The 22114-nt window shown below is 49.3% G+C and carries 15 protein-coding genes and 4 tRNA genes; 11 read left to right on the plus strand and 8 right to left on the minus strand.

All coding sequences use genetic code 11. From position 1 onward, the window contains the following. Window positions 1-3: 3 nt before the first annotated feature. Window positions 4-600, minus strand: a complete 597-nt coding sequence (locus tag H6629_11425) for an XTP/dITP diphosphatase (protein ID MCB9068405.1) — start codon at window positions 598-600, stop codon at window positions 4-6. Continuing rightward, a complete protein-coding gene (locus H6629_11430; GenBank protein ID MCB9068406.1) occupies window positions 601-1188 on the minus strand; it encodes a class IV adenylate cyclase in 588 nt (195 codons plus the stop codon). Window positions 1189-1303: 115 nt separating this feature from the next. Between H6629_11430 and H6629_11435 the strand changes: the two genes are divergently transcribed. The 7 genes from H6629_11435 (at window position 1304) to H6629_11465 (ending at window position 7908) form a co-directional block, all read left to right on the plus strand. After that, a tRNA-Pro gene (locus tag H6629_11435) sits at window positions 1304-1380 on the plus strand. A gap of 9 nt (window positions 1381-1389) precedes the next feature. Further along, a tRNA-Arg gene (locus H6629_11440) sits at window positions 1390-1462 on the plus strand. Between the two features lie 63 nt (window positions 1463-1525). Continuing rightward, a tRNA-His gene (locus tag H6629_11445) sits at window positions 1526-1599 on the plus strand. A gap of 65 nt (window positions 1600-1664) precedes the next feature. Then, window positions 1665-1737 (plus strand) — tRNA-Glu (locus H6629_11450). 309 nt (window positions 1738-2046) lie between these two features. Continuing rightward, window positions 2047-3648: a TolC family protein gene (locus tag H6629_11455; GenBank protein ID MCB9068407.1), complete on the plus strand. Its 1602-nt coding sequence runs from the start codon at window positions 2047-2049 to the stop codon at window positions 3646-3648. Between the two features lie 12 nt (window positions 3649-3660). Further along, window positions 3661-4740 carry an efflux RND transporter periplasmic adaptor subunit gene (locus tag H6629_11460; GenBank protein MCB9068408.1) on the plus strand — a complete coding sequence of 360 codons (1080 nt, stop codon included), beginning with the start codon at window positions 3661-3663 and terminating at the stop codon, window positions 4738-4740. Window positions 4741-4788: 48 nt separating this feature from the next. Then, window positions 4789-7908 carry an efflux RND transporter permease subunit gene (locus tag H6629_11465; protein ID MCB9068409.1) on the plus strand — a complete coding sequence of 1040 codons (3120 nt, stop codon included), beginning with the start codon at window positions 4789-4791 and terminating at the stop codon, window positions 7906-7908. An 83-nt stretch (window positions 7909-7991) separates the two neighbouring features. Here the strand turns inward: H6629_11465 and H6629_11470 are convergent, their stop codons facing one another. Beyond that, the gene (locus H6629_11470; GenBank protein ID MCB9068410.1) at window positions 7992-8429 is read right to left on the minus strand and encodes a response regulator; all 438 of its coding nucleotides are present in this window, start codon (window positions 8427-8429) and stop codon (window positions 7992-7994) included. Window positions 8430-8433: 4 nt separating this feature from the next. Continuing rightward, window positions 8434-9954 (minus strand): CHASE domain-containing protein, encoded by a 1521-nt coding sequence (locus H6629_11475; protein MCB9068411.1) that lies wholly within the window; start codon window positions 9952-9954, stop codon window positions 8434-8436. A 337-nt stretch (window positions 9955-10291) separates the two neighbouring features. Here H6629_11475 and H6629_11480 point away from each other — a divergent pair, with 337 nt between their 5' ends. From H6629_11480 to H6629_11490, 3 genes are all read left to right on the plus strand, one after another. Next, window positions 10292-12277 (plus strand): acyl-CoA synthetase, encoded by a 1986-nt coding sequence (locus H6629_11480; GenBank protein ID MCB9068412.1) that lies wholly within the window; start codon window positions 10292-10294, stop codon window positions 12275-12277. A gap of 256 nt (window positions 12278-12533) precedes the next feature. After that, on the plus strand, window positions 12534-13823 hold the full coding sequence (locus H6629_11485; protein MCB9068413.1) for a HAMP domain-containing protein: 1290 nt from the start codon (window positions 12534-12536) through the stop codon (window positions 13821-13823). Next, window positions 13757-14839: a methyl-accepting chemotaxis protein gene (locus tag H6629_11490; protein MCB9068414.1), complete on the plus strand. Its 1083-nt coding sequence runs from the start codon at window positions 13757-13759 to the stop codon at window positions 14837-14839. The genes H6629_11485 and H6629_11490 overlap by 67 nt, the downstream gene beginning before the upstream one ends. A gap of 77 nt (window positions 14840-14916) precedes the next feature. On the opposite strand, the gene H6629_11495 is transcribed toward H6629_11490, so the two are convergent. From H6629_11495 to H6629_11510, 4 genes are all read right to left on the minus strand, one after another. Then, window positions 14917-17445 (minus strand): copper-translocating P-type ATPase, encoded by a 2529-nt coding sequence (locus H6629_11495; protein MCB9068415.1) that lies wholly within the window; start codon window positions 17443-17445, stop codon window positions 14917-14919. A gap of 201 nt (window positions 17446-17646) precedes the next feature. Beyond that, window positions 17647-18237, minus strand: a complete 591-nt coding sequence (locus H6629_11500; GenBank protein MCB9068416.1) for an AraC family transcriptional regulator — start codon at window positions 18235-18237, stop codon at window positions 17647-17649. 127 nt (window positions 18238-18364) lie between these two features. After that, window positions 18365-19153, minus strand: a complete 789-nt coding sequence (locus H6629_11505) for an LruC domain-containing protein (protein ID MCB9068417.1) — start codon at window positions 19151-19153, stop codon at window positions 18365-18367. 14 nt (window positions 19154-19167) lie between these two features. Next, window positions 19168-20442 (minus strand): DUF4114 domain-containing protein, encoded by a 1275-nt coding sequence (locus H6629_11510; GenBank protein MCB9068418.1) that lies wholly within the window; start codon window positions 20440-20442, stop codon window positions 19168-19170. 166 nt (window positions 20443-20608) lie between these two features. On the opposite strand from H6629_11510, the gene H6629_11515 reads away from it, so the two are divergent. Beyond that, a complete protein-coding gene (locus H6629_11515; GenBank protein MCB9068419.1) occupies window positions 20609-21718 on the plus strand; it encodes an aminotransferase class I/II-fold pyridoxal phosphate-dependent enzyme in 1110 nt (369 codons plus the stop codon). Window positions 21719-22114 lie beyond the last annotated feature (396 nt).

The following is a 22114-nucleotide window of genomic DNA, read 5'->3' on the forward strand; positions in this document are numbered from 1 at the left end:
AATTCAGCCCAAATTTAATTGTTTCTGTAGCACTTCTTTCGCCGCCAAAAACGCCTTCGCGCGATGACTGATGCGGTTTTTCACAGCTGCGCCCAATTCGGCAAATGTTTCTGAATAATCTTCCGGCACAAACAGCGGATCGTAGCCAAAGCCGCCATCCCCGCGAAAATCGGCGATGATTTTACCTCTCGCGATACCTTCAACTGTCGTTTCGAAACCGTCTGCAACAATCGCTACCACACATCGAAACTGCGCACCGCGATTTTCCGGCGGCACTTGTGCCAGCTCCCAAAGCAACTTTTCGTTGTTCGCAGCCGTGCTTTTTGCTTCGCCGGCGTATCGTGCGGAATACACGCCGGGCGCACCGTTCAGCGCATCCACTTCCAACCCGGAATCGTCGGACAGCGTGAGCAAACCGGTTTGGCGATGCACTTCACGCGCTTTCAGCAGCGCATTTTCTTCAAATGTGCTACCGGTTTCTTCCACCTCTGCGATGTCCGGAAAATCGTCCATCGACCGCAGTTGGATTGGCAAGCCTTTCAAAATTTCGCGGATTTCCACAATTTTATGCTGGTTGTGCGATGCGAGCAATATTTCCATTTACGTTCCTTTTTGGGTTGATGGGTGCGCGAGCAGCAAATTCAAATAACCGCCGGATTCCGGTGTGCCGAGATACGGTTGCAGCAGTTGCATAATTTCATCGAGATTGCGTTGTGCGGTTGCCGCATCGCAGCTATCGCTGATCACCGATTCGAACTCCACAAAATTGCCGAGCAGCGCAACTTCATCGAGATGAATGCGCACATTTTTGTAGAGAAACAACGTGCGGACTTTTTCAACTGTTGCCAGAACATGATGTTTTTGTTGAAGTTCTGTGATCGTTTGCTCGGCATCGTCGAGCATCTCGATCGTATAATCGCTGATGCGTGTTTCGGCGATATCGGGGCGAAAATAGCGGATCAAATGCGGTTGCTGCTCATCCTGAATACGAATTTTCAACCGTCCCTCCGGAACGGCAAAATAGATATCGCGCTGGCGATGCCGGAATTCGTGGGTAATTTTCAACGAATTCACTAAAAAATTTTGCAATTCCGCCAATTGTTCAGTGTGGTATTTGATCTCAATATTCTGCATTTTTTCCTTTTGGTTCAGAAAATGATAGCCCGAAAGCGCCAAAAATACAATCAAAAATGAATTTCCGATGTTGCAGCATAAAACCTGGCAATCGTTTTTTTTGCTTTGATTTGGATAAGCGGCAAATTATATTCTTCGTCTGTCGATTAAAAATCATCACATCTAATATCGGGGCGTGGCGCAGTCTGGTAGCGCACCTGCTTTGGGAGCAGGGGGCCGCTGGTTCGAATCCAGTCGCCCCGACCATTTTTTGACGCTCCCTTAGCTCAATGGATAGAGCAGCAGCCTTCTAAGCTGTTGGTTAGAGGTTCGAATCCTCTAGGGAGCGCTGATTATTTTTAACTTGTTGACAGACGGAAATATTTTCTATATATTTTGCGCGCTTTTCATGGTGGGTGTAGCTCAGTTGGTTAGAGCACCAGGTTGTGGCCCTGGGGGTCGTGGGTTCAAATCCCATCACTCACCCAAAAAAAATCTTGACAAGTCCCAAATCGACATTTATATTTGGGGCTCTTTTTGAGAACAGAAACGCTCCCATCGTCTAGAGGCCTAGGACACTGGCCTTTCACGCCGGTAACAGGGGTTCGAATCCCCTTGGGAGCGCGCAAAAAAGGCGGAAATGAAATCATTTTCGCCTTTTTCTTTTTAGCGCCTGATCGGTTGTGAATTTAGTTGTATATTTGAAGACTTAAATTAAACGCTGAAAGCAGTTCGGCATCATACTCCTCAGATTACGATAGATCGTCATTACTACTCCAAAATAGCACTCTTCTGATATAAAGAAAAAAATATCCAAAATAATAATAGTGTTGTAAAAATCTAAAATTTTTGTTAGTATATTAATGTTCACTATTTGTTTTTTTATTCAGCATTTTTTTATGCCCAACGGTAACAAATGAAGGATGATATATAATGTTAAACAAAATTGCCCGATGGCGTAGCCAAGCGGGAAAAGCCCTGCTGATGCTGCTCTGCATTCTGGCAAGTGTCAATGGTCAGGATTTTGAGCACCGGCAACCCGCTAATCCGGATAGCGCGCTGGCAAATATTCTCGGACAACTGCACGGTGCCCCGCTTTCGCTGGCGGATGCACAGCAAAAAGCTTTGCAAAACAATGCCCCATTGCGACAGGCCGAAGCGGTTCGCAATGCCGCAAACGCCACGGTGCGACGGGAAAAAGGTGTGTTCGATCCGGAGTTGTTTGTCAGTTTTACTCATCAGGATGACAACCAGCCGACCGCATCATTTTTTTCCGGTGCATCGGTTTTGGAAACCCAGCAAACCACCACCCGCGGCGGTTTGCGCTGGCAGTTACCGACCGGGACCGAGTTTGAAGCAGCAGTCAACAATGTGCGATTGAAAACCAATTCCGGCTTTGCATTTCTCAATCCGCAATACACGGCTTTTGGGAGTCTGACGGTTCGGCAATCGCTACTGAGCGGATTATGGCGCTCCGGTCGCAAATCGTTATCGCAGGCAGAGCGTGAACGGGATGCCGCGCAGGCACGCTACGATCAGGCTGTTGCGGATGCAGAAGCGAATGTCGCTCTCAAATATTGGGATTTATATGCCGCTGAACGCGATTTCGCGGTGCAACAACTCGTTCGCGATCGGGCGAATGCGTTGCTGTCGGAAGCGGTCGTTCGCTCCAAAGCCGGTTTGGTGGGACCCAATCAGGTTGCAAATGCCCGGGTATTTTTGGCGGAACAGGAGCTGGCGGTCATTGACCGGGAAGAGCAACTGGATCAAATTTCCGATGAACTGGCTTCGCTGATCGGCGAGCGGCCAACCGGTGACCAGCGTCGCTATCGCGCACTGGATCGACCGCCGGGCAATTTCCAATTAGCAGATGTAAATGATATGTTAAATGAAGCATTTTCCCGGAACCTCGGTTTGCAGGCTGCCCAAAAAGATATTGAATCGCTGAAAGTGCTGTCGCGGGCTGCCGGTTGGGAAGCCTTGCCCAGTGTCGATTTGGTTGGTACCCTTGGCGGCAACGGGCTTTCCGGATCGGCGCAAAATGTTGTTTTCGGCGGCGATACGCTGCGAACCACGCGTTCCGGCACCAATGGCGATGCACTCAGCGAAGCCATCAAAAGAGAGTTCCCCAGTTGGAGCGTGGGTGTGGAAATTCGCATTCCGATCGGGATGCGCAGCGGACGCGCAGAACGCGATCGCCTGAAAGCTCAGGTTGTGCAATCGCAGGAGCGCTATATTGCTTTAAAACGCGATTTGGAAGATCGGGTGCTCGCCAGTTATCGCGAGCTTGCGCATGGCGCGCAACGTGTAGAATTTGCCCGCAGCGGTGTGGCAGCCGCACAGGAACAGGTTCGCATCGGCATGATTGAATATCGGAACGGACGCGCCACTGCATTTGAATTGGTACGGCTGGCAGCCGATTTGGCATTGTCCCAACAGCGATATTCACAGGCGCTGGTTCGCAACGCCAAAGCTGCCGCAACATTAAAACAACTTACTGCAGGTGCATATCCTGCAAGTTTTGACAACCGGTAAGGAGAGCTTTTCATGTTCAACATTAAAAATATATGTATCGGGGCAGGGTTGATGCTGCTGTTGGCGGCGGTGGTCAGTTGCGGTGGTGGTCCGGGCGGCGCGCAGGGTGGCGGTTTTGCCATGCCGCCGACGCCGGTGGAAGTTGCTGTTGTTCAGCCCCGGGATATTTCAGATAAATTTGAAGTCGTCGGAACCATCGAAGCCGAAAAAGCGGTTACCATCGTTTCTGAAATCGATGGCGCAGTCATCAGCATTCCGTTTAAGGAAGGTGATTATCTGCCGAAAGGCGCGCTGATTGCACTGATCGATACCACTCAGCTTGCCGCGGAATTACGGCGTGCCGACGCGTTGGTCTCGCAAAGCCGCAATTCTTACGAACGGATTAAATCGGTTGTGGCGCAAAACGCCGGCGCACCGCAGGATCTCGACGATGCCGCCGCCACGCTGAAAGTTGCGGAAGCAAACCGTGCGCTGGCAGCCGCAAGATTTGCAAAAACCCGCATTACCGCACCGTTTTCGGGAATGGTGGGCGCACGCAAAGTGAGTCCGGGCGCTTTTTTGCGCGGCGGACAGGCCATTACCGAAATGGCAAATATCGACGAGTTGCGGGTGTATTTCTCTGCGCCGGAGCGATTTTTGGGACAACTCAATCGCGGTGCCGAAGTGAAAATTTCGACCACTGCTTTTCCCGGTGTTGAGCAAAGCGGGAAAATCGAAGTGATCGAACCGACGCTGGATGCGGCAACCCGCAGTGTCCGGATTATTGCCAAGGTAACCAACGCCGGACGAAAACTCCGCCCGGGAATGTCGGCAGATGTCACCGCAATTCTCAGCGAACGCCCGAATGCGCTGGCAATTCCCAACGAATCCGTTTTTGTAAATGGCGATCAGGCATTTGTTTTTGTTGTGAAAGATGACAGCACGGTTGCCCGTGCGGCGCTGTCGCTCGGCACCCGGCTTTCGGATGTAGTGGAAGTTTTGGACGGGTTGCAAACCGGGCAACGCATCGTTCGTGCCGGTCACCAAAAGCTGTACGACGGCGCGAAAGTAATGCCGGTAATCAGCCAGCCTGAGCAATCGGCTGCCAAATAAGTTGGTTTTCAACACAAAATAATCATCACTATTTAGGAAGCTATTCCCATGAAAATCAGTGATTTATCTATAAAGCGCCCGGTGTTGGCATCGGTAATGAGCCTGACAATTTTATTGTTCGGGATCATCTCGTTTACCCGTCTGCCGGTGCGCGAATACCCGGATATCGATCCACCGATCATTTCTGTGGTAACATTTTATCGCGGCGCAAGCCCGAGCGTTGTGGAAACGGAAATCACCAATATTTTGGAGGAGCAGTTCGCAACGCTGGAAGGGGTGAAAACCCTCACGTCGTCCAGTCAGGAACAGGGCTCGGTGATTACCATCGAATTTGAGCTCAATCGCGATGTTGATGAAGCGGCAAACGATGTTCGCGATCGTGTGTCGCGAATTCGCGGACAGCTTCCCCGGGAAGTGGACGATCCGGTTATTTCCAAAGTGGACGCTAATGCGCAGGCGATTGTCTGGCTGGCGCTTTCGAGCGATCGCCACAGCGGACTGGAGTTGAGCGACATTGCCGATCGGGTGCTAAAGGAACGGATCCAGCGATTGCCGGGCGTCGGGTCGGTGATCATCGGCGGTGAGCGGCGATATGCCATGCGCATTTGGCTGAATCCGTTGCGGATGGCGGCGTTCAACCTGACCACGCAGGATGTCGAAGCTGCCATCCGGCGGGAAAATGCCGAAATTCCCGGTGGCCGGGTGGAAGGCGCCGAGCGCGAATTTGCGGTGAGAACCCGTGGCGAACTGAACACACCGGAAGAATTTGCCAATATCATCGTTTCGCAAAATGAGGGTGATCGCGTGCGATTGGGCGATGTTGCCGATGTGCAGGTCGGCGCAGAAGATGAACGCAGTCTGGCGCGTTTCAACGGTCGCCCGGCGGTCGGATTGGGCATTGTTAAACAATCCAAAGCCAGCACTGTAGATGTTGCCGATGTTGTCCGCGCAACGCTCGATGAATTACGCGCCAGCATGCCGGAAGGCATTCAACTGGATGTGGCGTTCGATTCTTCAATTTTTATCAAAGATTCGATCAACGAAGTGGCGGAAACCATTCTCATCGCGATGGTGCTGGTGATTTTGGTGGTGCTGGCGTTTCTGAAAAGCTTTCGCGCAACGCTGATTCCTACCGTCGCCATTCCCATTTCGATCATCGGGGCGTTTGTTTCCGCGTTTTTCTTTGGCTTTACCATCAATATTTTGACGCTGCTGGCGCTGGTTTTAGCCATCGGTTTGGTGGTGGACGATGCCATTGTGGTGTTGGAAAATATTTATCGCCACATGGAAATGGGCAAAGATCGCTGGCAGGCCGCGCTCGACGGCACCCGGGAAATCGGGTTCGCTGTGCTCGCCACAACTATTTCGTTAGTTGCGGTTTTTGTGCCGGTTGCTTTTCTCACCGGATCGGTGGGGCGTCTGTTCAACGAATTTGGGCTGATGCTGGCCGTAGCAATTTTGATTTCCGGATTTGTTGCATTAACCCTTTCGCCAATGCTGGCATCAAAATTTTTGAAACCGCTGCACGGCACCGGAGAAGGCTGGGCCAGCCGCTCATTCGATGCTTTTTTTGATAAATTGAATCACATTTATGAACGTATTCTGAAATGGTCGCTGGCGCACCCGGCGGTGTTGGTGTTTGCCGCGGTGCTTTTGGTGGCGGTTAGCGCTGTCTTGTTCAAAATGATGCCGAGCGAACTGGTGCCGACCGAAGATCGCGGTATTGCTTTCGGTATCGTTATCGCGCCGGAAGGCTCCACTTTGGATTACACCGACCGGTATATGCGGCAGGTGGAATCGCGGTTGCTGCCTCTGCCGGAACGTAAAGGTGTTTTTACTGCATTGGGATTGGGTTTTGGCGGTCCGGGACGCGTCACAAACGGCTTCCTCTTTGTGGGGCTCAAACCGCGCGATGAACGCCAACGCAGTCAGCAGGAAATTGTGCAATCGTTGTTTCCGCAATTGCTGTCCATTCCCGGTGTGCTGGCATTTGTGATTAATCCGCCGAGTTTGGGCGGGCGTTTTTCTTCGAGCCCTGTGGAATATGTGCTTCAGGCAGATAATTACGAACAGTTGAACCAGGCTGTGCAAACCATGATGGGAAAAGCATCGGAGCTTGGTTATCTGGTCAATCTGGATTCCGATTTGCGGCTGAACAAACCGCAACTGGATATCACGATTGACCGGGAGCGTGCCGCCGGTTTGGGCGTTTCAGTGACGGATATCGGCCTGACGCTGGAAACATTTCTCGGCGGACGAGTGGTGACCAATTTCAAACGCGGCGCCAAACAATATGACGTTATCGTGCAGATGAAACCGTCGGATCGGTCGCGCCCGGATGCGATCGACGATATTTACATCCGCAGTTCGGATGGTTTGGTGCAGCTGGCTAATGTTGTGAAAATTCGCGAAACCGTATCGCCGAAGGAGTTGAACCATTACAACCGGGTGCGGTCCGCAACCATCAGCGCCAATCTTGTTCCTGGCGTAAGCCTTGGAGATGCGTTGGATGATCTCGATGAAATTGCCGCCAATGCGCTGCCGGCCGGCATCAATCGCGAATATGCTGGGCAATCGCTGGAATTCAAATCATCCAGCGGAACGCTTTATTTTATGTTTATGCTGGCAATTGTGTTTATTTATTTGGTGCTGGCTGCCCAGTTCGAAAGCTTTGTGCACCCGTTCACCATCCTGCTTTCTGTGCCGCTGGCGGTGTTCGGTGCGTTGCTTTCGCTGTTCGTTTTTGGAGAAACGCTGAATATTTATTCGCAGATCGGGCTGATCATGCTCGTCGGTTTGGTGACCAAAAACTCAATATTGATTGTGGAGTTTTCCAACCAGCTCCGCGAACGCGGATTAGCCGTTGGCGCCGCAGTATTGGAGGCTGCAACCATTCGGCTCCGCCCGATTTTGATGACATCTTTTGCAACTATTTTTGGGGTTTTGCCGATTGCGATTGGCTTGGGCGCCGGTGGCGAAGCGCGGCGTCCGTTGGGTATTGCTGTGGTCGGCGGGCTGTTGTTTTCCACTTTTCTGACGTTGGTGATTGTACCCGTCGTTTACAAACTGCTCTCAAAATTCACAGATGTGAAACCGGATCATCAATTACGTTCCGCAGAAACGCTGCCGCAAACCGGGGAAGCGTTGTCTACTGAAAAAACCGGTTAACCGGAATTAATTAAAAAAGGCGTTCATTTGAACGCCTTTTTTTTGATCAATTGCCAGTTATGGTGCAAAGAACGGGTAAACGCTCAGTCATCCAATGCCGGAAAAAATTTTTTGACCACTTTTTTTAGATCGTTTGCGGAATCGGGCATTTTTTTTATCGCACATTTTACAAAAGGGAATTGCGAAATACGGCTCAGTTCACTTTCCGCATTTGACGATGTAAAAATCATCAAAACGAGCGACTGAAGCTCCGGATTTTCTTCCCGCATATTGGCAAAATCCGCCAGAAATTCAAACCCGTTCATCAGGTGCATGTTGATATCCAGAAAAACCAGTTGCGGGGGAAAACATTCCGGGTATTGTTCGGCGTTTTCGGAAAAATTTTCCAGAAACCGGATGGCTTTGTAGCCGTTCTCCGCTTCGAAAATAACATCGGTGATGTTGGCTTTGGTCAACAGGCGTTTCATGATGTAACGATCTGTTTCGGAATCGTCCACAATTAAAACCGAAGGAAGTGGCATTCGATCATCTCCAGTAATTTTTCGGAATCGTTATATAAATTACGGTGCCATCCCCGGAGCTTTCGAGCCGGATATTTCCGTTCATTTTCTGGATGTGTTTATTAACAAGATACAACCCTAAACCGCTGCCAAATGCAATTTGGGGATGAAAGCGTTTGAACATCTCGAATACTTTGCTCTGAAATTCTGCGGGAATACCTAAGCCGTTATCCACGATATCGATAAACAACGTATCTGTGTCGTTTGTGATGTGCACTTTGATAAACCGATGCGCTTTTGCCAGATCACAATATTTGATGCTGTTGGAAATGAGATTGTCCAACATGATGCTGAATCGGGCTCTTTCTCCCTCAAATGGTGTTGAAAGATCGACAGTGGCGGAAAAATGAACCTGGTTTTCGGTCATCAACCCAGTCCATTTTTCGCGGATCTGGTTTAGTATTTCATCAAAATCCAATTGTTCCGTTTCCAGATTTTCGTGCTGCACGCGGGTAATTTGGGTGATGTCGTCGATGAGGTTTTCCAGTTTCTTCGCCAGCCCGGAAATTTTGGAGGCGTTTATTTTTACTTCGTCGGTATCGCCGGCTGCCACATCTTCCCGGATAAAATTTGCCAATCCCCGGATGGATGCCAGCGGTGAGCGGAGGTCGTGCGATGTGTGGTAAGCAAACAGCAGCAATTCGCTGTTGGCCCGCTCCAGATTTTTCTGCACCACAATTCTGTTCTTCACTTCGTTTTGCAATTTAACGATGCTCCATAGTGTCAGCGATCCGGAGATCAGTGTGGCTAACAGCAGCGTTAGCAAATTGAAGTCCCATTGCTCACGCGAATAATCCTGGACGGATAAATGCATACTGTTTCCGAGCGAGAATTCCCGTTTGTGGGTAACGCCGCTGAATCTGGCGTTCATATTTTCGCGCTTCGCGAGAATGGCGTTATTGTCGTCAACAATTTGAAAACCGTACTGCGCGTAAACGCCTGGTAATATTGGACTTTCCAATAGCTTTTGGCAGGAATACACTCCGGCAAATAACCCCAAAAATTGATCGCCGCGAAAAACCGGCACCCAAATTTCGAAAGAGCAATTGCCCTGAATCGCCTCAAAAGGTTTGGTGTAAACGGGTTCCTGCGTTTCTTTGGCCTGTTGGGATGCCCGTGCCGGTTCCGGCAAATCCAGATGCAGACCGATAATTTGCTCATTTCCTTCCATTGGGACAACCGACCGAATGTAAAAATCTTCATCAATCCAGGTGATGTTTATCAACTCCGGATGTTTATCCAGATAGGGTTTGGCAAACCGTTCAAAATTTGCGAGGGTTAGCTCGTCCCGATTGCGCATTTGCGCCAACAACTGGATGTAATCTTCATTTCCTTTGAGCCGGTTGGCAATGGTGATCAAAATTTCGTCGACAACATAATCAATTTCAACCTGATGTTTTTCTTTAAAATTGAACCACATATAAGTGCCGGATAACACTATCGCGGTCAAAAAAATGAAAAAGAGTAATCGAAAGTGCTTGATCATGATGTTTCGATATTGAGTTCTGTTGTATTGAGCGAGTGTATGCAGTTACCGGTTGAAATGTAAGTCCTGTTTGTGTGGTATTTCACTCTGTGTCTGAACCAATATAGGGAAAAATTTCACGGAAACCCACAATTTAAGGATAACCTTTTACTGATTTTTTGCGCAGGTTGGCTATGCAAGTTTGTCGATTGAAAACGTGTGTAAGTATTTAAAATACAATTAGATAAATCGATCAAAAATGCTCCCAAAATGATATTTCCAAAATTGACAGCAATTCGGTATATTAAATTGCGATGCTTTTCGGTTTTCGAAAAAAAACTAATGGCAGGAGATGAGAATGACAGCAGCTAATCCGCAATCCGGTGCGTTTGTTTTGCGATCGCTGGATGATATTATTCAACTGGAGCAAACGCCGCTTACGGCGCGGGATTTGCCGGAAAGCACCTACGAACTGGTTCGGCGCGGTGCGGCAATCAATCCGGAAAAATTTGCCATTCGTTATTTGTTGCGCGGCACTCATTTCCGGCGATCGCACGATATCACCTATCGCGAATTGATGCAGCAAATTACCCGCGCGGCCAACATGTTTGCCGCGATTGGCGTTGCCAAAACCGATGTGATTTCGGTGATGTTGCCAAATATGCCGCAAACCTATAGCCTGATGATCGGTGCGGAAACGGCGGGCATTGTGAATCCGGTAAATCCGCTGCTGGAACCACAGGTAATTGCGGAAATTATGAACGCCTGCGAATCGAAAGTGCTGGTCACGCTCGCTGCGTTTCCCAAAACGGATATTTGGCAAAAAGTGGCGCACATCGCCGAAAAAGTGCCCACGCTGGAAACGGTTTTAACAGTGAATCTCGGGCAGTATTTGCCGCAGCCGTTGCAATTTTTGGTAAATCTGGCAAGCAAAAACATCGCCCGGAAAACCGCAAAACCCCGCCAGCCGGTGTTGGATGCCGATAAATTGATGTCGCAGCAATCCGGTGATTCCCTCGCTTTTTCCCGGAAAATTGATCCGCAGGATATTGCATCTTATTTTCACACGGGTGGCACAACCGGTATACCGAAGCTTGCGCCCCGCACCCATTTTAACGAAGTGGCCAACGCCTGGGCGGAAGTGCTGCTGCTGGAAAATGCCGCCGAAAAAACGGTGTTTTGCGGATTACCGCTGTTTCACAACGGCGGATTTAACGCCGGCACGTTGGGACCACTCAGCGCGGGTGTAACGCTGGTTGTCGGTTCGCCGGCGGGCTATCGCGGACCGGGAATTGTCAAAAATTTTTGGAAAATTGCAGAGCACTACCGGCTGAACAGCTTTATCGGCGTGCCGGCAGTTTTTGCCGCATTGTTGAATGTGCCGGTCGGCAACGCCAATATCCGTTCGCTGGAATACGCCCTTTGCGGTGCGGCAATGTTGCCGACGGAATTGTTTCATCGATTTGAGACGCACTGTAATTTACGCATTGTTGAAGGATACGGGTTGACAGAAGCAACCTCGCTCTGCACCGCAAACATGCCGTACGGCGAGCGAAAAATCGGTTCCATCGGGTTGCGCTTTGCCTATCAGGAAATAAAAGTGGCGCAGCTCGACGAAAAAAAACAATTTCTGCGCGAATGCGCTGCGGATGAAAACGGCACCATTATTGTGCGCGGTCCGAATATTTTTCCGGGATACAAACTGGCGGTGCACAACACCGATATTTGGGTGGACACCGGCGACGGAAACGGCAATTGGCTGAACACCGGCGATTTGGGGCATGTGGACCCGGAGGGTTTCTTTTTTATCACCGGACGGCAAAAAGAAGTGATCATTCGCGGTGGACACAATATCGATGCAAAGCTGATTGAGGAACCGTTATCCGAACATCCGGCAGTGGCGATGGCAGCGGCAATCGGGCGCCCCGATCCGATCGTCGGCGAAGTGCCCGTTGCGTATGTGCAACTGTCGCCGGGCAAAACCATCACAGAAACTGCGCTGCTCGATTTCGTGAAACAGCGTATCGGCGAACGCGCAGCAATCCCCAAAAAAATTCACATCATCGATCCGATGCCGTTAACGGCGGTGGGAAAAATATTCAAACCGGCGCTGGTTCACCGGGAAATCCGCGATGTGTTTACCGCTGAAATCCGGACGATTGAAGGTGTGAATTCCGTTGATGTTATCGTTAGTTCCGACATGGTTCACGGAACGGTTGCTAAAATAAAAGTGTTTCCTGAAAATGGTTGCGCACCTGACAGCCTGAAACTGGAAATTGCCCGGAAGCTCGGCAATTATGCGATTCACTTTGAATTAGAAATATTAGAATTGAAATATATATAACGTTAAAGTATAAATTAGGTAAAGCTGCCAAGCTTCCCTCCGAAAATGTTGATTAACAGGTTTGGAAACAGGGAGTATAGATTGTTGTGAGCCGCCTAAAAACCAGTGTTCCGTTGTCAACAAAAGCAGTTGCAACCCGTTTGCAACCTACGGAAAAAAACGGTCATATCACCTTTTTGACTCGTCCTCACGCTGCAATAAATTTCAGTAAATATAATATGTATCATTTAGCGGATGCCATGGAAGGATTTTTATCATGTTAAAACATATTTCGCTTAAAGTTAAACTTCTTATCTCTTTTTTAATTGTCGCATGTGTTGTATTAACAGTCGGTTGGGTGGGTTACACCAGTATTAATAAAATGACGGAAAAAACCACAACCATTGTTGAAACCGTGCCGTTAATCGATGCGGCAATGGAGATGAAATTTGCCCTCGCCCGGGGCACGCAAGTTGTAATGGAGATGGTTACATCCACCTCCACGGTGGAGCTGAACAATGCGCTGAGTGATTACAAAGCGATGCGGGACCTGTTTGATAAGTTCGCAGAAGCGATTGTTAATGGCGCAGAAACATCGGAAGGGTTAATCGTTGCCACTACCGATGAACGGTTACGCGAGATCGTAAAGCAGGCGGATGACCTTCACAACAAAGAATTTAACAGCCGGGCGCTCCGGATTCACGAATTGATGCTGGATGTATTGAGCATTCAAGATCAACAAAAACAGTTGGTTGTGGGATCTGATGTGTTCGTGAAAAATCGCCAAAAGATTGAGGGATTGACCAAGGTTATCAATAATCTCGATTTTGAGGCAGATCAGTCTGCCGAAACGGTTTTGGAGATTCTTGGTGAAATAGAAGTCCGTTCCCGCGCAAATATTGCTGCGGCGGTAAAAGCATCAGATGATGTTGCAGAGGTTTCCCAATCGACAGCGGTTACAGGAATTGTGGTCGGGTTTACGCTGGCGCTGGTTATCGGATTTTTCCTGAATTATACGATCTCGCACCCGATCACCCGGATTACCAACGCCGCAAAAGCAATCGCCAACGGCGATCTGAACCAAGAACTGGATGTCACTTCGAGCGATGAAATCGGTGTGCTGGCCAATGCGATGAATGAAATGATCAACACTATCAAACAACAGATCGGTTATCTGGAAAATATTCCCACACCGGTGATGGTGATCGATAAAAAATATAATGTTCAATACATTAATAAAGCCGCCAGCAAATTTGTGAACAAATCGAAAGAACAATGCACAAATGCGAAATGTTACGATTTGTTTAAAACCAAACATTGCAATACAGACGAATGTCGGCTGAAACAGGCGATGGAAAACAATGATGTTCGTATGGGTGAAACGGTATCTTGTGCCAATAATGGCGAAACGCCTATTATGTATACCGGCGCACCGGTCAGGGATAAACACAATGAAATTGTCGGTGCAATAGAAATTGTTGCAGACATTACGGAAAACTGTTGGGTAAAATCAAAGAACAGCAGGAATATCAATCAAATAGCGTCAGCCAGATTCTTGATGAAATGAACAAGTTTGCAGACGGCGATTTAACGGTTCATCTGCCTGTGAATAGGAATGACGATATTGGCAATTTGTTCGACGGATTCAATAAAGCGGTGGGCAACATCAGCAAAATGATTCGTCAGGTTGTGGAAATCGCGCAGTCCGTTTCTGCTGCAACTTACCAGATTCGCGGATCGGCGGATGAACTGGCAACCGCAACGCAAGAACAATCCAGCCAGTCCAGCGATGTTGCCGCAGCCGTGGAAGAAATGGCGCGAACCATCGTTGAGAATGCCCGCGTTGCCACACAAACCGCCAACACCGCCAACGAAAGCGGGAAATATGCCAAAGATGGCGGAGTGGTTGTGGAGAAAACGGTCAGCAAAATTAAGGAAATCGCCTTTGTCGTGAAAGAATCAGTGAAAACCGTGCAGCAACTCGGCGATTCGAGCACAAAAATCGGCGAAATTGTGTCGGTGATCGACGATATTGCTGATCAAACCAACTTGCTGGCACTGAACGCAGCGATCGAAGCTGCGCGCGCCGGAGATCAGGGACGGGGTTTTGCGGTAGTTGCGGATGAAGTTCGCCGATTGGCGGAGCGCACCTCCGAAGCGACTAGAAAAATTGCCGATATGATCCAGACTGTCCAACGTGAAACCGAGGAAACCGTGCAGGCGATGAAACGCGGTGACAAAGAAGTTAGCGAAGGAATGGAACTGGCGGATCGCGCCGGGGAAGCGCTCAACACAATTGTCACAAAATCAGATGAAGTTGTTTCGCTGATTAACCAAATGGCGGCAGCGACAGAAGAACAATCCACCACCAGCGAAGAAATTTCCCGCAATGTGGATGCAATTTCGGCAGTCTCCGCAGAATCAGCAGTTGGTGTTACCCAAATTGCCAGAACCACGGAAAACCTCAACCAGCTCACCGGAAAATTGAACGAGATGATTCAACGCTTCAAACTGGGAAATGACACCGGTTTTAGCGAAAACGAATTTCACAACCATGTTCATGATGATGAATTTGTCGGATAGGTTAAATGTAAATTAGCAAAAACACAAAAGGGCGAATGAAAATTCGCCCTTTTTTTTTTATTGATCAAGTTAAATATTTACAACAGCTTAAAGCGCCGTAGTAAATTGGCATTGCTCACTACCGTAATGGATGACATCGCCATTGCGATTTCCGCCAGTACCGGATGCATCCACCCGATAATTGCCAGCGGCACCATAATTACATTGTAGAAAAATGCCCAAAACAGGTTCTGGCGAATTTTGCGAAACGTCGCTTTGCTGAGCCGGATGGCGTTCACGATGCCGCCGAGTTCGCCGCGAACGAGCGTCACATCGCTGGCTTCGATGGCAACATCCGTCCCCGTGCCAATGGCGATGCCGATGTTCGCCTGCGTGAGCGCCGGTGCATCATTGATGCCGTCGCCGACAAATGCGACCGTGCCGAATTTTTCCTGTAAACGTCTGATTTCATTTACTTTGCCGTCCGGTAATACTTCCGCCAAAACGTGATCGATGCCCGCCAGTTTGGCGATGGCTTCGGCGGTTCGTCGATTGTCGCCGGTGAGCATCGCGGTCTGGATGCCCATTTTGTGCAACTGTTCGATGGCGGCAATCGTACCGGATTTCAGTGCATCTGCCACCGCGATGATGCCCGCCAGTTTGCCGTTCGCGGCGATGAGCATCGCGGTTTTGCCGTCAGCTTCCCAAGTTTGCATGATGGCATCTGCACCAGAAATATCGATGCCGTTTTCGTTGAATAGCGCGCGCGTGCCGAGAAACACGGCAGTTTCTCCGACCGTCGCCCGAATGCCTTTCCCGCTGATCGCCTCGAAATTCGCCGGTTCTTCCGGCAAAATTTCCAGCGCGCTGGCAGCCTGCACAATTGCTTTGCCGAGCGGATGCTCGCTGCCGAACTCCGCGGATGCCGCCAGTTGCAGCAATTGTTCATCGGAAAATTCGCCGAAAACCTGCACATCAGTCACTTCCGGCTGACCGTTGGTGAGCGTACCGGTTTTGTCAAACGCAACCACTTTGGCATCTTTCAACATTTGGATGGCTTCGCCGGAGCGGAACAAAATGCCGTTTTGTGCCCCAAGTCCGCTGCCGACCATCAGCGCGGTTGGCGTTGCCAAACCGAGTGCGCACGGGCAGGCGATGACCAGCACCGCCACCATCGCGACCACCGCCAGCGTTACGATGCCCAATTCGAGATTCACCCACGGCAAAAATGCACCGCCAGCCAGCAACCCGCTCATCACGCCGGGAAAAGCCAGCCATGCGAGCAGCGTGAGCAGCGCAACGGCGAGCACCGCCGGCACGAAAACGGATGTCACTTTGTCCGCGAACGCCTGAATGGGCACTTTGCTGGTCTGGCATTCTTCGACCAATTTGACGACCTGCGCCAAAAATGTGTCGCTGCCGACGCGGGTTGCGCGGATTTTCAGCAGCCCTTCGCGGTTGACGGTGGCGCCAATCACTTCGTCACCGCTGCGACGGGTGACGGGAAGGCTTTCGCCGGTTGCCATCGATTCGTCAACGGCGCTTTCACCGGAGATCACTACGCCGTCAGTGGGAATTTTTTCGCCGGGGCGAACGATAAGCACATCGCCGGGCTGCACCGCGTCGATCGGCACCTGCACTTCGCTGCCGTCGCGCAGCACATTTGCCGATTTCGCGCCGAGATTGATCAATTTGCGAATCGCGTCAGACGCGCGCCCTTTGGCTTTTTCCTCCACAAATCGCCCGGTCAGGTGGAAAGTCATGATCATTCCGGCGATGCCCGCGTAACTGGCGATCGGGAAAAAGAACGACGCCGGACCGGTGAGAAACGACACTGCGCTGCCGAGCAAAATCAGCGTATCCATATTTGCGTTGCCGTGGCGAACGCTCAGCAATCCGCTGCGATAGGTTTGTGCACCCGCCCAAAACAGCACCGGAATGTTCAGTGCAATCATCCCGATCTGGAAGATGAGCGCATTCGGCCACATCACACCGAAAATCATGTGCGCCAGCATCCACGCCATAATCGGGATGGTGAACGCCCACGCGACGATCATTCGTTTTCGGGCGATGCGAAATTTTTCTTCGTCTGCTGCCGCGCCGCTATCTTCAGAAAAATCAGCGGTTTGGGATTGCGGTTCCCGAACGGTGTATCCGGCGTTGATCACCGCTTTTTTGAGGTCGGAACGCGAAACCGCGCCTTTGGCGACGGTAACGGTGGCTTTTTCGGTCGCCAGATTGACGACGGCATCGAGCACGCCGGGCACGTTTTTCAGTGCTTTTTCCATATGCGAAACGCAGGATGCACAGCTCATTTCGCCGATGTCCAGCGATTGCGTTTCCGTGCCAACTTCGTATCCGGCGTTGCGAACGGCGTCCACAATTTCGCCGAGATTCGCATTGTCGAAACTGATTTTTGCCTGATGTGTGGCCAGATTTGCGCTGGCATTCTGCACGCCCGCCACTTTTTTGATGGCTTTTTCCACATGCGAAACGCAGGATGCGCACATCATTCCATCCACATCGATGGTGACGGATTGTTGATTATTTGGTTCCGTTTGCGGTGCCGGTTGCAAATCAACCGGGCAATTTTCCGCATCGGTCACGGGATTATTTTTATGGTTCATCGGTCGCTCCTTTTCAAACATTCAATTAAAATTTACCGAATGCCAACCGGCGAACCCGTACAGAATTCGGAAAAAGATGTGCAGAATTTTTTGGAAAATGGGATCATTCGATCGAAAGAAAAGAAGCCACAGAGGCACAGAGGACACTGAGGGCAATCCAGTTATTTTCTCTGCGTTCTCGGTGTCTCTGTGGCAAAAAAATTACGCATCAAACTGCAAGCCGTCCAGCGAATGGCGATGCACATACGGCTGCGATTTGAACTCGCTGACAGTGATGCCGGTGATCTGTTTAAATTGGCGGGAAAGGTGCTGCGAACTGCTGTATTGCAGGCGAAAAGCGATTTCGCTGAGCGTCAGTTCGCCGTAGCTGAGCAGCTCTTTGACGCGCTCAATTTTCAGGTGGATGAGATATTTCTCGATCGTGACGTGCTCAATTTGCGAAAATAATTTGCTGAGGTAGGCATAACTGAAACCCAGTTTTTCACCCAGAAATTCCGATGCGTTTTCCGGTGCATCCGCTTTTTCGAGGCTGTAAATATATGTCAGCAGTGTGTTTTTTATTTGCTCCACAAGTTGTTTTTCACGATTCTGCAGCAGCTCGAAACCGCTGTTTTGTAAGGACTTGGCGATTGCCGGAAGATCAACCGGTTTATCGGTGATGGCAATTTCCGCCCAACCCAAATCGATGGCGCGGACGCTGTAGCCCAAATCTGTCAAAATGGTTTTTACCGCCTGAATGCAGCGCGGGCAAACCATGTTTTTGATATGCAAAGTCCGGGTTTCGTTGCTCATTGTTTTTCCGTTTTACTCACAGCTTTTCAAAAATATCGCTACGGAACCAATAATGCAACAAAAGAAAAGCGGTTGCGCCGTGGGAAACCGGTCACAACCGCTTGACAAAAACTATTCTGATATTTGTTTATTTTTTGCTGATTCCGTACGGGCGATAAATCAGCGATTCATCGCGATTGCCGGATACATTTTCAAACCAATCCGGGTTGGATGTGCCGCCACTGGTCACCCAATTGTAGAAATTAAAATAGGCATTTTGCACGTCCGTGTCCTCAAACGGGTAATCCCAAACTTCCGGGAAATCCATTGCCCAGGATAAATTTCCGCTGCTCCGGTAATAAATACCGTTGGCAACGCTGCTGTTGTCGTCACCGGTGCCAAACAGCGACACATCGACCGCTTCGGAGGGTGCGTGATTGTTCAAATGAATTTCGTGCCCGCGATTGCGATTGACGATCACAAACGGGTTATATGGCGGCGAGCCGATTTCCCATGCCTGAACCGGCGATTTAAACAAAATTTGCACGGAAAGCGTATCCGGTGTGATAAACTGGTAGCCTTCCTCCGTATTGATGCCGATGCCCGGTTCGGGGCGCGCCATCAAATCCGTGCCGTTGTCGAAAATAAACGCAACCAGATTATGCCCGACGTTTTCAAAGCCTTTCGGGCTCAACGATAAATAGTTATCCGTAATTTGCATGCCGGTAACGCTTTCCACACCGGATTTGGGATACGGAAATTGCAACGCAAAACCGTTCTGCTTTGTGGTTCCCATCGCTTTGAGGATAAAATAACCAATGATATCGGTGATTTCGTTGTTGGCATCGCAGGTGATGTGATATTTGGCATCAACCACCAAATCATTAAAATCGCGATTGCCGAGATTTGGCCACTCATCATCAAATGCAATGGTCATCCAATCCGTGATAATCAAAAATGCCCGGTTTTCATCGCAGGGATAGGCGTCGTAAAAATCGGGGATGCCGTCGTTATCGCAATCCGGCGGCGGATCGATGGTATTGGGAACACCGGAATTGGCGGCGGAACCGGATCGAGCGTAACGGTAAACACCACATCGTTAAAATCTTCATCGGAAGCGCGATTGGTGATGTCCGGGTCCCGGACGATATCTTCAAATCCAATGATGTATTTGGTGGTCAGCGAATCATACAAAAAAATCAAATGTTGCTGATAGTCTGTTGTTCCGGGGTTGAGCGCCGGATCAGAATAAAGGATGCCGTTGTTGAAATCGATGCTGCTGTTTCCCCAGCCATTTACGATAATCGACCAGCCGATGGTTTGTCCCGGCTGAAATTTACCGAGGTAAACTTTGGCACCGGAGCCAAAACCCGATTGATAGCTCACATTTGGGAAAATAACCGTCATCGTATCGATATTCGCCGTGGATATTGGCGGATTTGCTGTTTCGTAGCTGTAATAGCAAAATACGTTTCTGTAACCGGCACCTTCGTGCAAAAATGTTACCCACACATCCGTGGTGTCCGAAATGTCGATATTGGTTTCGTTACCCGCCGCCAAAAATTCAGGATATGTATTTGGGATAGACACCCGTTCGGGGAGCGAATAATTTAATCGCTGCAAAAAATTTGCATCGAAAGAATCCGCAACAGATTCCAGATAATCCGGAATTCCCCGATTATCCCATGTGCCCAACACTTTCAATTCCGGGTTGTTTTGCGATGTCGATGTTCCTGAAAATAAACGATTTAGAATAAAATTGCTTTTCCCGGAAAGTCGCGGGCGTTTGTAAAATTGACCCTGCACACCTTTGCCAAGCTCGAACACGATATTTACATCATTTGTCGATGCAATGGCATTATTCAACATGCCGATATATTCGATTTCCAGATACAAACTGTCCGTGCCTGCCGGAACCTGAACGGTTGTGCCCATCATTCCGTTGGCATCTGTGAAACCTGTGGCGTACGGTTTTTCGGAAGTGAAATCCTGAAACGCTGCTGCGAGATATACATTGCAGCGCAATTTCGGCAACGGGTTTCCGTCTGGATCTTTTGCGATAAACACCGTGCTGATCGTTTTACTGGAATTATATTCAAAATTTTCCGGAGCGCTCAACTCCGTTGTATCGTCAGGTTTGGTGCTGATTTTTTTGCAACCGGCACCCAAAAACACCAATGCCAAAAACGCAACGAGAATGGATTGGAATAGTTCTTTCCTGTGCATATTGACACTCCCTGTTCTTCAGATCACCAAAAATCACAAAATAATGATTGGTGTGATGATACAATACATTTATAATGATACATTTTTATGTCACTTAACTATTGAAGTATCGGAACGGCACCGGGTTCTCTTGAATTCGGCTTCGAGAATAATTTTGGGAGAAAGAATGCGCCCTTTTTTGTTGGAACGTTATTTCGCGAAATACGAGTTCGCGGTGGAACACTTGCTTAGCCCGTCCGATTGCGAGCCGTTGGCCATGCCGGAACTGCTGAAAATGGCCGATGCCGAAATACGGGAATTGTGGGAAAACCTTCGATTCAGCTACACGGATTCTGCCGGACACCCGCTGCTGCGGACCGAAATTGCCCGGCTGTACGAAACAATGTCCCCTGAAAACCTGCTGGTTTGCGCGCCGGAAGAAGCCATTTTTATCGCGATGCACATCATGTTGCGAAAAAGTGAGCAGTTTTTTTATGTGGCGCCAGCGTATCAATCGTTGTTTGAAATCGCCGGGACGTCCGGTTGCAAACCTCACCCGTTGACATTGCGTGCAGAAAATGGTCGCTGGCATCTGGATTTGGATGAACTGCGCCGGAACATCACCCGCCGATCGCGATTGCTGGTGATAAATTTTCCGCACAATCCCACCGGATTTATTCCGTCGCGGGCGGAATTTGACGCGCTGATCGACATTGCTGCCGAACACAATTTGTGGATTTTTTCCGATGAAATGTATCGCGGGCTGGAGCATGATCCGGCAAGCCGTTTGCCCGCAATTTGTGACATTTACGATCAGGGCGTATCGCTCTGTGGGATGTCCAAGTCGTTGGCTTTACCGGGTTTACGTATCGGCTGGCTGGCGACCCGCAACGACGCGTTGCGCAATAATTTTCTGATGTACAAAGATTACACAACCATTTGCAACAGCGCGCCATCGGAGATTTTATCGATTATCGCACTGCGTGCGAAATCCCAAATTTTAGCAAATAACCGGAAGCTGATCGCCAATAATTTGCAGCTTGCCAAATCATTTTTTTCGGAATATTCGGAAAAATTAGAGTGGATCGAACCGCAGGGCAGCAGCACCGCTTTTCCCCGGTTGCGCTCCGAAATACCGGTGGATCAATTTGCCGAAACAGCCGTTTCGCGGCAAAATTTGATGCTGTTGCCCGGCAGCGTTTTTGATTTTTCCGGCAACCATTTTCGGGTTGGGTTGGGGCGAACATCTTTTCCCGCTGCGCTCAATGCGCTGGAAAAATTGTTGATTGATCTGTGAAAGTTGCTATCTGATGGCGGTCGGTTTTTTACGGCCTCAACCGTTGTAAAATTGCCACAAAATGGCTATCTTGTTACGACTCACTGACATTTAACTCGATGGCTTTTTTGGAGATAGATGCTGTTATTCGTTTTCTGTTGCAGCATTTTTTCCGGTCTTTGGCGGCTGCTCATGGAATTTGAACCATCCGATATTTTTCAGTTGATTGTCCAGCAACTATTGGACTGCCTCAACCTGCTAATTTTCTATATTCAGCAGTGCTGGGAATGTATTCTTGCTGCAATCGTTTTGTATTTTTTGTATCGGTTGAGATTCTATCTTTTGAATGCATTTATTATTACTCTGATAATAATTGATTTAGTTTTCAATGCTAAACTTTTGTTAAACCCATACGAA

It is taken from the genome of Calditrichia bacterium, assembly GCA_020634975.1.
Taxonomy (GTDB): domain Bacteria; phylum Calditrichota; class Calditrichia; order RBG-13-44-9; family J075; genus JACKAQ01.